General features: G+C 41.4%; 6 protein-coding genes and 1 pseudogene. 1 reads left to right on the forward strand and 6 read right to left on the reverse strand.

Annotated features, from left to right (window positions below):
• Positions 1-23: 23 nt before the first annotated feature.
• A pseudogene (locus DWZ03_RS11795) lies at positions 24-3,035 on the reverse strand (SusC/RagA family TonB-linked outer membrane protein); the annotation flags it as partial.
• A gap of 612 nt (positions 3,036-3,647) precedes the next feature.
• Here DWZ03_RS11795 and DWZ03_RS11800 point away from each other — a divergent pair.
• A complete protein-coding gene (locus DWZ03_RS11800; RefSeq protein WP_005835055.1) occupies positions 3,648-4,967 on the forward strand; it encodes an ATP-binding protein in 1,320 nt (439 codons plus the stop codon).
• A 324-nt stretch (positions 4,968-5,291) separates the two neighbouring features.
• On the opposite strand, the gene DWZ03_RS11805 is transcribed toward DWZ03_RS11800, so the two are convergent.
• The 5 genes from DWZ03_RS11805 to DWZ03_RS11825 all read right to left on the reverse strand — a co-directional run bounded on the left by DWZ03_RS11805 (position 5,292) and on the right by DWZ03_RS11825 (position 13,469).
• Positions 5,292-6,890 carry a RagB/SusD family nutrient uptake outer membrane protein gene (locus tag DWZ03_RS11805; protein WP_120130108.1) on the reverse strand — a complete coding sequence of 533 codons (1,599 nt, stop codon included), beginning with the start codon at positions 6,888-6,890 and terminating at the stop codon, positions 5,292-5,294.
• Positions 6,891-6,910: 20 nt separating this feature from the next.
• The gene (locus DWZ03_RS11810; protein ID WP_120130111.1) at positions 6,911-9,853 is read right to left on the reverse strand and encodes a SusC/RagA family TonB-linked outer membrane protein; all 2,943 of its coding nucleotides are present in this window, start codon (positions 9,851-9,853) and stop codon (positions 6,911-6,913) included.
• An 803-nt stretch (positions 9,854-10,656) separates the two neighbouring features.
• Positions 10,657-10,848: a hypothetical protein gene (locus tag DWZ03_RS11815; protein WP_005835040.1), complete on the reverse strand. Its 192-nt coding sequence runs from the start codon at positions 10,846-10,848 to the stop codon at positions 10,657-10,659.
• Complete coding sequence (locus DWZ03_RS11820; RefSeq protein WP_034523328.1) at positions 10,835-11,419, reverse strand: zeta toxin family protein; 585 nt, start codon at positions 11,417-11,419, stop codon at positions 10,835-10,837. The genes DWZ03_RS11815 and DWZ03_RS11820 overlap by 14 nt, the downstream gene beginning before the upstream one ends.
• 409 nt (positions 11,420-11,828) lie before the next feature.
• Entirely contained in the window at positions 11,829-13,469 is a 1,641-nt protein-coding gene (locus DWZ03_RS11825; RefSeq protein ID WP_044468828.1) for a RagB/SusD family nutrient uptake outer membrane protein, read from the reverse strand.
• Positions 13,470-13,493: the final 24 nt, after the last annotated feature.

Below are 13,493 nucleotides of genomic sequence, written 5' to 3' on the forward strand. Positions count from 1 at the left end.
TCATTGTAATCTATATATTAGGTTTAGAACTCAAATGACACACCACCGGAGATGGTACGCATCGGTGAATAGAAAGTAGCATTGGTTGTCTCGTCGTATGACTGACGTGGGTCGAACCCTTTACGTTTAGACCAATAGAAAACATTTTCTGCCGACATATACACGCGCAATGAGTTGATGGCCAACTTTCTTGTCCACTTGGAAGGTAACGTGTAGCCCACATTAATATTCTGGATATTCAAGAAGCTTGCATTTGTCAAGAAGCGCGTAGACATTGCCCCTGAATATTGGTCGTTCATCTGGAAACGAGGGATATTAGTATTTGTGTTCTCAGGAGTCCATGAGTTCAGCAAATCCTTATGGTAGTTGTAACCAGCCGTACCATAAGGTGACGACATAAAGTAAGCATACGTACCATCATATTGCTTACCACCAATCTGGTAAGTGAAGTTTATGCCGAAGTCCACGCCATATACTTTCAGTTTGGTACCGAAACCACCATACACCTTAGGTATTGAGCTTTCCTCTGTGATGTAATAGTCAGCCTGAGCATGATTCGTAGTCGTTTCACGTCCGGTGATATTGCCGGCCTCGTCCTTGACATTCTTATAGAACAAAGACTCACCCTTTTCATTCACTCCGGCATACTCCTTCAAGCGCCATGTAAACATAGACAAATCCTCACCAATGAAGAAGCTTCCGTTAGAATAGCCCTTATATCCTTTTCCATCAGCTGTATACTCAGTAGTAATCAACTTATCAGGATCAAGCATCGTAATACGGTTCTTCAAGGTTGAAATGTTCACATTCACATCCCACGTAAAGTTACGTGTATCGAAGATATTCACATTGAAGTCCATTTCCACACCACTATTGACCATGTTACCAACGTTGTCCATATAGGAAGCATAACCCAATGATGGAGCCACGGTAAATGAGAACAACATATCCGAAGTCTTACGTCTGTAGTACTCGATGCTACCGGTTACACGGTTCCACAACTGGAACTCTGCACCGATATTGAAGTTAGTGTTGGTTTCCCAAGTGATGTCTTTAGTGCCCTTAGATTTAAATGAAGTACCAAGGCTGTTGTTAGAGTTGATAATGTTAAATCTATCCGTATAGAGGAAGTCACCGATATTGTCATTACCTTGTGAACCAATAGAAGCCTTCAGCTTCAGTTCCTGCACCCATGAAGCATCAAACCAGCTTTCTTTGTTGATAAGCCACGCACCGCCTACCGACCAGAATGTACCCCAGCGATGGTCCGGATGGAAACGGCTGGAAGCATCACGACGCAAAGAAGCCGAGCCGAAGATGCGTTCGTCATAATTGTATTGCAAACGGCCGAAGAAACCTTCATTGTTACGACGCTCTTTATAGGAAGAAGCACCTTGTCCGTCGATAATGGCACCATCCAATTCCTTATTGCCTTGAGAGAACATCTGCGACTTGCTGGCCCCAAGTTCATAGTAGCGATAATCATAATATTCGTGACCTAAAAGAATATCGAAGTTATTGTCGCCAAACGAACGGGCATAAGAAACAAGTTGTTGCAGGTTGTAATCGTAAGTACGTGTATGATACTTACTCACTGTACCGCCAGTGGAGTCGAACTGCCCGTAGTAAGGATTGTAAACGTAACTATGACGTGTCTCATCCAAGTTGAAAGCACCATTGAATGTCACCTTTAGGCCTTCTATAGGAGTTATATCTACAAAGGCGTTGCCGTTAATGGCATTTCCTTCAGAGTTTCTGGTATTTAGTTTATTGTCTAGAATAGGGTTGGCATCAGCAATGAAAGGACGCTGCATACCTGCATTGATACCACTACCGTAGTCCATCATTCCAATACCATTATTATCCACCATGATGCTGCCGTCAGCATTGCGCACGTAGGCGGGATAGATGGGAGCCATTTGGGTAACAAACGCCCATATATTACCGGTAGACGAACTGGTACCATTGTTACTCAACGAGTTGGAATCAAAACGTGCATATCCCATATTACCACCAATCTTCAACCACTTCTTTGCTTGATAGTCGGCTTTCAAACGGCCTGTCAAACGTTTCAGGTCAGAGCCTTCAGTGATACCCTCATTTCCAAGATAACCTAAAGAAACATAGAAAGAGGACTTTTCATTGGCTGCGCTCACCGAGAAGTTGTATTCCTGACGCAGACCGGTACGCATTCCCACATCTTCCCAATCATCCGGAGTCAGCAGATAGTCACGTCCTTTATAATTCACAACTCTACCCAATGTGGCGTTGGGATTAAGTTTACCGTTCTGACCAATGAGGAATTGCCCATCGGGAACTGTATATACATTGTATCCCAATCCACCGTTGGAGCCAAACAGATTCTTGTTTGCCTCAAGCCATGCAGCCTGGTCATTCATTCCCGTTGACTTATAATAATTGTTCATGGCACGATAATGCATCTCGTAGTACATGCCAGGATTGTCAATCACTTCATATTTCTGCAACGCTCGAGTGTTAGCACCCCACTTAGCATCAAAAGTCACCTTAGCCTCTCCCGATATGTTGGCTCTTTTGGTAGTGATGATAATTACACCATTGGCACCACGAGCACCGTAAAGAGCATTGGAAGCCGCATCCTTCAATACCGTCATTGACTCAACGTCGTTAGGATTGATATTATTAATATCACCGCTATAAGGAGCGCCGTCCACAATAATCAAAGGGTCATTCTTTGCATTGATAGAACTAAAACCACGAATCTTGATGGATGATTTTGAACCTGGAGCACCGTCATTGGAAGTCAGTGTCACACCCGGCACAGCACCTGCCAAGGCATCAGTAACATTCGTCACTTGCGACTGCTCCAGCTTTTCGGTACCAACCACCTTAGCCGAACCCGTAAATGCAGACTTCTTTGCTGTACCGAAAGCAACCACCATTACCTCATCAAGCATCTCAGTATCAGACTTCATCACCACTTTTAAGCTGGGTTTTATTGCCACTTCTTGGGTCTGCATACCAATATAAGAAATTACCAGAGTTTTCGCGGAACTACAATAACTGTATTTTGTTGATAATAAGTAATATATAATAAGCTCCAAAACGCTAAAACAGGGAATACTCTTTCCACAGTTATTCTATATACGTCCACAATAAATAATGCTCTACTTATGTGATACCATTAATAGCTGTAATGTTTTGATTAATAGCTGTTTGTCCCTGCATTAATATATTGTGGCTATAAAATTAGGATTTCTTTTTTTTAAAAGAATGAATGATTATGTCAATATCTATCATTTGAACATTTTTCGTTGAATATTTACTTATATTGTCTATCACATCCATAAGAATGTTGTATTTCATGTAAATACTATTTAAAATTATAAAATACCATTCTCATTTCGAATAGAGATAAACATTAGTTTATTCCTATTTCACATAGAAATATTCTGTATTCCTTGTATAAAACTAATGAACTTATGAGATCGTTTCTAAAGGAACCATAGTTTCTTGTGTAAAAGTTCAAAGGGAAATTCATGCTATACAAATATTGTCTCTTATTTGTATTATAATACCATTATCATTATATTTGCGTTATCGTAATGTGCATTACGGTAATGTACATTACGATAACGAAAGAGTTGATATAAAATAAAAGGTGTATTATGAAATTCTATAATAGAGAAAAAGAATTGGCTATTTTAAAGAATATAGCAGAACAGTCTCAAGAAGAATCGCAAATGACGGTTTTGGTAGGAAGAAGGCGTATCGGTAAGACCTCACTCTTATTGAAGTCAACGGATGGAAAGCCGACATTGTATTTTTTCATCTTACGCAAGGCAGAGAATCTTCTATGCCGTGACTTTATAGAAGAGGCAGAAATGAAGTTGAATTTTCCTATAGGAGAATATTCTTCCATAGGAAAGCTATTCCAACATTTAATGTTACTTTCAAAAGAACGGCCCTTCAATCTTATTATTGATGAATTTCAAGAATTGGATAGAATAAATCCTTCGGTGTTTGGAGAGATTCAGAAAGTATGGGATTTGCATAAAGACAGTAGCCGAATGAATTTACTTATAAGCGGCTCTATTTACTCATTGATGCATAAAATTTTTGAGAATAATAAAGAGCCACTTTTCAGCCGTGCGGGAAAAATTATACGTTTACAACCATTCAGGGTCTCTGTCATAAAGCAAATATTGGCAGATTTTCACCCAGGTTACACTCCCGATGACCTTTTGGCGCTATATACCTTTACAGGGGGGGTAGCTTGGTATATTGATTTGTTCATGAAAAATAAGGCTTTTACCCGTACAAAAATGATTCATTTCATGACGGAAGAGAACTCTTTGTTTTTGACTGAAGGAAAGAATCTTTTGATAGAAGAGTTTGGTAAAGAATATACCGTTTATTTTTCTATATTAGAATGTATTTCTCGCGGACTGACATCTCGTGGAGATATAGAAACAGCATTGAACGGAGTAGAAATAGGCGGTTATCTCTCACGTATGGAGAAAGATTTCTCTGTAATCAGTCAGCGTAAACCTATTTTTGCTCGTCCATCCTCCAAACAAGTCAGATACATTATTGAAGACAATTTTCTATCTTTTTGGTTTCGATTTATTTACAAGTATCAGAATTTGATAGAGGCCGGAAACTTAGCCTATCTGCGTAATATTATAGAACGGGATTTCCCTACATTTTCAGGATTGATGTTGGAGCGTTATTTCAAAGAGATGTACATAGAGGCCGGAAGATATACAGACATCGGAGGATTTTGGGATAGAAAGGGAGAGAATGAGATAGATTTAATTGCTGTTAATGAATTTGAGCGAACCATAGAATTCGTAGAGATTAAACGTAATCCGGAACGGATAGATTGGGGGATGTTGAAGAAGAAAGGAGAATATTTTCTCACTATCAATAAAGAATGGAAAAACTGCTCTGTTTCCTATAAAGGACTTTCTTTGGAAGATATGTAACCTTAAATAATACTTCCCTTAAAGTCTTTTGCAGGATTAAAGAAAGAGAAGCCGCTCATTTCACAATGAGTGGCTTCTTAAAAACACTTTATTATGAAATTCCGGTCTATTCAACCGGATGAATCATCATCATAGTTGTCACATTATTATTGTTTGGGTAATGCAACTAGTTAGTCTGCGCAGATAATTCTTTTGACAGAAAAATGAAGGAGCACTTAAATGAAAGAGAGAGTACTTCCGTATCATTCTTTTGTTGATTCATATAGAAAAATCGGTAAAGGCAAACTACTTTTACCGATTTTTTATGACATGTCCTTTGAGGTGTTAATTCTGATCGGTCGGAGAAAGCTGAGAATTGTTCTCTATTTCCGAGAGAGGTAATTGATAAAGGAACGGGCGTTCTTCCTGATTATAACGGAACTTACCGGCAGAGAAATGATTATTGTTTTCTGCACCCCAAGTTTCGTCCGTACGGTCTACAGGAATGTTCAAACGACGATTATCGATGTATTCCAAGCCTTCGCCCCAGAATTCTACACGTTTCTGATAAATGATTTCCTCTATCAAGTCGGCCTTGTTTGTAAAGGTGTAATTATAGTCAGGCTGACGGGTCTTCATGAAGCTATTCAGTTCAGTTATCGCATCAGCAGAGCCCTTGTGAGCCAAGGCTTCCATCTTTATCATGTAAGCCTCTTCCGAACGCAGGTAAATATAATCTCCCAATTCCCATCCGCTGAACACACCGGCCTTAATGTTATCACGGCCCGTACCGATAAATTTCACAGTCTGATATTCCACAGAAACCGGATACTTAGTATCACGGATCAATGTCACACGCTTACCAGATGCATCTGTTACACCTGTAGAACGGTCGCAGCAGAACCATTGCAGACGAATATCAGTATCCGCGATACGATCTACTAACGGCTTAAAGGCAGCACGCCATACGCCGATGCCGGCATATCCATCGCCATAAGTATCCATCTGCGAGAAGAAAGACATATAAGTCGTACTATTATCTGCTGTAATATCGCTGCCGAATACTACATCCGGCAAACTGATGTTGCTGAATCCTTGCAGTATCTGGTCTTCACTTTGCAATATAGGGAAATTATCAATCACCACTTGCGCATACTTTATCGCTTCATCCCATTCATGGATAACCATGTTTGCGCGAGCCAAATGCATGGCTACTACGCAGCCATCCATATCAGTGGGTGAGGAAGTGCGCGTCATATTCAAACCCTTGAACAAGTCGAAAGCAGTAGTAAGGTCGCTCTTGATTTGTTCATAAATTTGAGCTACAGTAGCACGCGGTTGGTCGCCTTCTGTATCCCCTGTAATAAGCGGTACACACGGGGATTGCGAGAAATCATATTTTTCTCCACGCCCCCATTTTGTTCCATCTGCACCGGTATAGTAGGAATGCTGATATAGATAACTCAACTGCAAGTAGGCATAGCCCCGGAAACCAAGGGCGATGGCACGATATTTTAAATTGGCAGGATCTTCACTGCTGGGGTCAATCAGCTTAAGAATGTTATTGGCATTGGCTATGACACGATAGTATTCTTTCCACCGGTTGTTGGTCGGAGTATAGTTCTGTTGCCAGTAATCCAGCAAATAATGATACAGACTCATGGCAAAACGTCCGGTCATAATCATGTCGTTGCCCATCAGTGATGTCAAGTAATCAAAGCTCTTCTGACCGAAATAGTTGTGACTCATATCGGTGTCAACAAACTGCTGCATATCAGAATACATGCCTGCTACAGCAGCAGAAAAAGCCTTGTCAGGATCTTCCTGAGCCACATTACCCAGTTGGTCTTCAGTCAAATAAGCGGTAACATCAGCGTCTTCAACGCAGGATGTAAGCAGACCTCCGACAAGGAGTGCCTGCATCATATATTTCATAATTTTCATATACAATTTTATTTTTTAGTTTAGAATGTAAGGTTGATACCTCCGGAAATCACACGCATCGGAGAATAGCCTCCATATTCTTTATCAGAACCAGACATTGCTACGCGAGGGTCGAATCCCTGACGCTTGGACCACAAGGCAAGATTATCTGCCGTAGCATAAATACGCAGTTTCTCGACACCGAATTTCTGCATCAGATTTTTTGGCAATGTGTAACCCAAAGTGATGTTACGGATGCTGAAGTAGCTGGCCTTTATCAGGTTGAGGTCTGACTGTTGGGTGAAAGAATTGGAAGCATTGTTAGCATTCCAAATAGGAAGTGAACCTTGACCGGTCTCAGGGTTGAATGTTTTCCACATATCCTTATTATGACCTACGTAGAATGAGGAGCTCATGCCGGACAGATAAGAATAGTCATAAGCATAGCCACCAATTTGGAAAGCCGTTGCTATAGAAAGGTCAATTCCCTTGTAAGAGAAAGTAGTGCTCAAACCACCGTTGAAATCGGGCAGTGCAGATTTTCCAATGAAGTAGCGGGTTGCGTCTGCATAAGTGGTGGTGGTAGTACGGCCTGTCACTTCCCCTTTCTCGTTTGTCTCATCCATGTACCACATGGCATTTCCTTTTTCGTCCATGCCGGCATACATATAAGTATAGTATTCAAAGCGGCTCTTACCTTCGCGCAGGTTGAACGGACCGGAAGTGATACCATTTTCACGGTTTTCTTCGGGCAGTGTCACGATGCGGTTCTTGTAGTGAGATCCCACGAGCGATACCGTCCACTTTAGGTCGGGCTGATTGAAAATATCCACATTCACTTCAAACTCTATACCAGTGTTTTTCATCGCACCCAGGTTTTCCCAATTATACGGACGTCCGGCTGTAGAGTAAGCTACAGGGCGCTTGAAGAGCATATCGTCTGTACGACGATAAAAATATTCGAATGAACCGTATACTCTGTCGAATAGACGGAAATCTACTCCCACGTCAAAAGTCTTCTGCTTTTCCCAAGTCAAGTCCGGATTACCGTAGAATTCCGGTGAATAACCCAACTCTGAACCATTCCAAGTAACTGTGTATTGGTCTTGATAAGGCGTGTACACATAGGCATAGTCATACTCCGAAAGGATGCTTTCATTACCTTGAGTACCATAAGATGCACGCAATTTCAAATCGTTTAACCAAGACCCCGTTCCCTCCATGAATGCTTCGTTGGAAATACGCCAAGCGGCACCTACCGACCAGAAATTACCCCAGCGGTCCAAGAAGCGGGAAGTACCGTCGCGACGGAAGGCTGCAGAAAGATAATATTTGTTGCTATAGTCGTAGTCTGCCATACCGAAATACCCCTCGATGTTATGGTTTGCCGTGTAGCTGTTAATGTATTGCATTTGTCCACCGTTGTCCAGTTCCGGATTGTTCGGATTAAAGAAATTGGTCTTCTGTCCTGCTAAATACTGATATTCATACTTATAGTACTCGTGACCTATCTTGGCCGACAAGTGGTGGTTATCGCCAAAAACATTGCTGTAGGCCAGAATCTGGTTGAAGTTGGTAGTCGTAGTGTTGTAGCTTCCTTTTGTACCACGACCACCGAAAGACTGTCCGTCACCGATGAGCGGAGTGTAGAATACTGTCTGGCTACTGTTCGTGAAATCATAACTGTAGTTTGCTGTAAACTTGAAATTCTTCAAGAACGAGATTTCCAGATACGAGCGTGAAGTCAGATTATTGTACACAGTTTCACGAATATCCTCTTTCATATTGGCTATCACATTCTGGTTAGTAGCCGTAGGACGTTTAGATGTACCGTCTGTCTCACCGTTTCCGGCATCATACATAGGACTTCCGTCCTCATAATATTTCATATTACCTTCTGCATCATAGGCATGAACCGGGAAGATGGGAGCCCAAGAACGTGCCACCTCAAAAGGATTGGAGGCAGCTCCGGCATTCTCTTGTACACCATTCTGAGTTGCTTTGGAATAGCCTACATTGGTACCTACCTTCAACCAGGATTTCAACTGAGAGTTAACGTTGGCACGAGCCGTAAAGCGCTCATAAGAAGAACCTAGCACATAAGAGTCATTGTCCAGAAAGCCCATAGATACATAGTAATCTGTGCGGTCATTACCACCCGATGCAGATACATTATACTCTTGACGGAAGGCATTGTCGAACAAGGCATCGGCAAACGAATCATTATAACGCAGACGTGCATTGGGGTTAAGTTTTCCATCTGGTGTTACCAGATACTCTCCTTGCGGGATGATATAAGCATTGTAATTACCCAGTTCGCCCAGCAAATCCTGACTGGCTGCTAAATTAGAGTCTTCAATGGATTTTCCAGCCGCCCAATAGGTGTTACGAAGACCATACCAAGACAAACGGTAGAACTCTCCCGGATCAGTAGCCATATCATAGTCCTTGTACGCACGCTGTGCCACACCCCAGGAGCCGTTAAAGTTGATGGCCACCTTGTCTTTGCGTCCGGTCTTGGTAGTAATCATGACCACACCACCTGCTGCACGGGAACCATACAAAGAGTTGGATACAGCATCTTTCGACACGTTCACTGAAGCAATGTCTGTAGGGTTGATGTCCGACAACTTGCCGTTGAAGGGCACACCATCTACTACAATCAGTGCATTGTTGCTGGCCGAAATAGAACCGATACCGCGTAATACGATATTGGCATCTTGTCCCGGCTGGCCGGAAGAACTTACAACTTGCAAACCAGCCACAGCTCCTTCTAATGCATTGGACACGGATGTAGCTTGTGAATTACTGATAATCTCATTCTTTACACTGCTGATAGAACCCACCAAATCTTGTTTACGTTTAGTGCCATAAGCCACTACTGTTACTTCATCAAGTATCTCTGTATCAGGCATCATAACCACTTTTACGCTCGGTTTGATTACCACTTCTTGAGTCTTCATACCGATGTACGAAATCACCAAAGTTTTCGCGGAACTACAATATGTGTATCTTGTTGGTAATAAAGGAGGTACAATAATTCAAGAAAGTTTCAAAAGGAAGTGTTCCCCTTTGGGAGATACTCTATACATGTTCACTATACATGACAATCTACTTATATGATACTATTTGTAATAGTAATGTGCTGATTTATAATAGTCTGATTCTGTACTAATATGTTATAATCATAACGTTAGGATTTCTTTTTTTTAAGAATGAATGCTTATGTCAACATCTATCGTTTAGTTGTTTTTTGTCAATTATTTACTTGTATTGTTTGTTACATCCATGAAAACGTAAAGCATTATATAAAATATTATTGAAATTATAAAGGTTACATAGATACCATCTTACCCATTTATCCATTTTATGCATAGAACACTATGCAATTGTCCTTATTTTAAATGGAGATATCCGTTTGTTTATTCCAAATACAAAAGTAATTGAAGTAAAGAACTCTGTAACTGCGAAAAACTACTATTGGAAGTATGTCAAAAATGTAAACCTGCCCTTTTCGGATGGAAAAACGATTGTTCAGTCAAGGTTTAGTTCTTTAATTCCCCAAAGATTTATGTAGTAAACAATGTTTTTGGTTTCTTGTTTGGGATTATATTTTTCTGATGAGGAATACCTATTATGAGAAAATATAGTCTACATGAAATTACGTCGCTTGGGTGGAGATATTTTTATCATAATCAGGAAATGCAGAATATGCTTTTGTGACCCACTCTAGCTCTCATATCGTGCGGGCAATCCAGGTTTGCTGCTTATTGAAGAAAGGATACTCCTATTGTTTCAGTTCTTCTCCATAAAGTTTACGCAGCATGATACGTGCAGGTACACTTTTAATTTCTCCATTGGGCAAGCCTTGTATAATGCATTCATTGCGCAATGCTTTTTCTTCAAGCATACGGCGTTCGGCTAATGCCAAACCGAAATGTAACTTTTCGCTCAGTTCTTTTCTTTCATTCTCTGACATAACTTTGTATTTTATTAAATCGTTCAATATGATGTATATGCATCTCCATCCCCCGTCCGCCTTCAGCAACAATAATACGGGGTGTCTCGCTATTATCTGCCAATAGCCAATAGTCCACACAGGGCATATAAATATTGAAAAAGTTATTGATACCTGCTTGATAACGCCGAATCACAACCTCTTTGGGAATGTCGTGCCCACCATTACGTACACGTTGGGCTACACGCTGAATAGCCAAGTCGGGCGAACTCAACCAGAAATATATTAAATTGACTTTATATCCTTGCTCTTGCGCACGATGGACAAGGCGGGTGTAAGTTCTTGTGGCAAGTGTGGTTTCTATAGAAAAGTTTTGTTGATTTCTCAGCAATTCATTAATCCTTTGTAACATCAACCGTCCGGCTTCAATAGCCATACTTTCGGGATTGAAAGGAGATAATCCACGAGCTATTTCATCTGCATTAACAAACTCCTTGCATTCCAGAACATCCGGTAGCACAGTGTAAGATGCCGTAGTCTTACCAGCACCATTACAACCACTAATGATGTAGAGCTGTTTTTTAGAATCCATATTCATGCATTTATCTAATTGCAAACATACGATATTTTTATAAGATTATGGATAATTGATAGTTATTGTTTTTTAAAAGTTGATTGTTCCGCAGGTATGAGAAGTACAGGACTCTTTTGAGAACTCCACATTTCTCACATATCATCTATCCTTATTTTCTTCTTGATGAAATATCTGTTTACCAAAGTACGTTTTACGAATTGAGGTGGAGCAAAGTACTTGCCTTTCCCACTTGCGCTATATAGATAGCCCTCCCCTCTAGTGATCATTGATGAATACCAAATGGCAGGCAAATATCCTGAGAATAGTGTGGAAACGCTTTTATTGTTCTCCTCTAATAACAGAGGGAATGCTTTATAGCATCCCCTCTCTCAAAAAACACTTTATTTATAGAATAATTCCGGTAGAATTATTTTCCTCCAAGATTCAACTCATCGTTGTAATCAGTTTCATTCAAAGGTACATCCCATGTCCATTTGTTGACACCGGAGGCAGGAATGGTTTTTGCAACGGAAATGTGAGCATTACCACCTTCGGCAAAACTGTGACGGACTATGTCGCGGTTCCATCTCTTGTAGTCGCTCCATGCAAAACCTTCACCCCAGAGTTCCAATTCGCGATAGTCCATAATTTCATTCCAAAGAGCTTCGCCACTCTTGTCGCAAGTGTATTCAGGATTACGTCCGGAAGTGGCATTCAGTTCTACCAGTGCGGCACGAGCAGCAGTCTCGTCATTCAAGAAATAATTAGCCTCTGCCTCTACCAATACCATTTCCGATGAACGGATGAAAGGCAGGTAGCTGACGCCCGGAGTGTCGAATACATAAAACTTCAGTTGTCCCCCCAGATACATATAACCAGCCTGATAAGGAGCTTCCAGGCCACTGACCGCCATTTTCTGGCAATAGGCAGCTGCTTCTTCCCAAAGAGCATCTGCTTTTTTCTCATCATCTCCCATTCCAAGAATGCCGTAGCCTAAATCCATGGCTGAACCGTCATTGAAGTTATAGCCGGGGAATTTGTCTTCGGTTAGGAACAGTGCCTTACGAGCATCGTCGTTGGGAATGCGATTAATCAGTTCACGACCGATAGAGCCTGCACCGGTCTGTTGAGTGCTCGCATAATATCCGTTACATGCATATTGAGTACCATAACTCCAATACCAATTATTCTCTTGTGAGCTACCAAAACTTCCGAAAATCCATTCACTAGTCGGATTACAGAACCCTGCATGATATTCCGCATTGCTCATAAGTGGGTAGTTCTGACGAGCCAGCTTGGCTTCTGTCAATGCTTTGGTATAATCTTGCTTGGTAAGAGCGGCACGGGCGTAGATGGCATGTGCCACATTGATGTTCGGCATCCATACTTGTGAGGCATTACGGTCCATACCGCTTTGCTCAAACAGCATGATGGCTTCATCCAAATCTTTATAAATCTGTGCGTATGTTTCAGCTAATGTGGCATAACCTTGTCCACCGGTAGATTCGTCCAAACGAAGTACTATCCCCTGCGAAGCACCATTGTTGGAATCTTGCCAGCGCCAGCAATAATAGTGTACCAGTTTTTCGAAAGCGTATGCACGAAAAGTCAGTGCAGATGCCTTGACAAAATCCCTTTCCGCTTCCGTACCTTCGGCATTGTCTATATTGGCAAGAATGGTGTTGGCATTACCTGCTATGGTATAATAGTAATACCATGCGTAAGCATCGTAAATGGAGTTGGCACGTGTGTGGAACTCTTGATTGAAGATAGGAGACCAACCGGATGCGTAGAGGTTGTAATTGTAATTTTCACTCGGGTAGCTTTCATACTGAATCATTATGTTGTTCTCACCAGCAAATCCACCTCCAAAATAGGAGTGTTGTGTTGTCATGATTTTGGCGATACCGTTCAATGCCTTCATGGCATTGGCCGTGGTACCTACGGCATCGGTTGCTCCGGTTGAGTCTGTAGGTGCTGTATCCAGATAGTCACCGGCGCAAGAAGACACCAGCATCATACCTGCCAATAGGCTTCCTGCGAACAATTTATTGATAATCTTTTTCATTTCTAATACAAATTATATGGTTAT

The sequence above is a fragment of the Bacteroides sp. AF29-11 genome (genome assembly GCF_003602895.1).
GTDB lineage: Bacteria > Bacteroidota > Bacteroidia > Bacteroidales > Bacteroidaceae > Bacteroides > Bacteroides uniformis.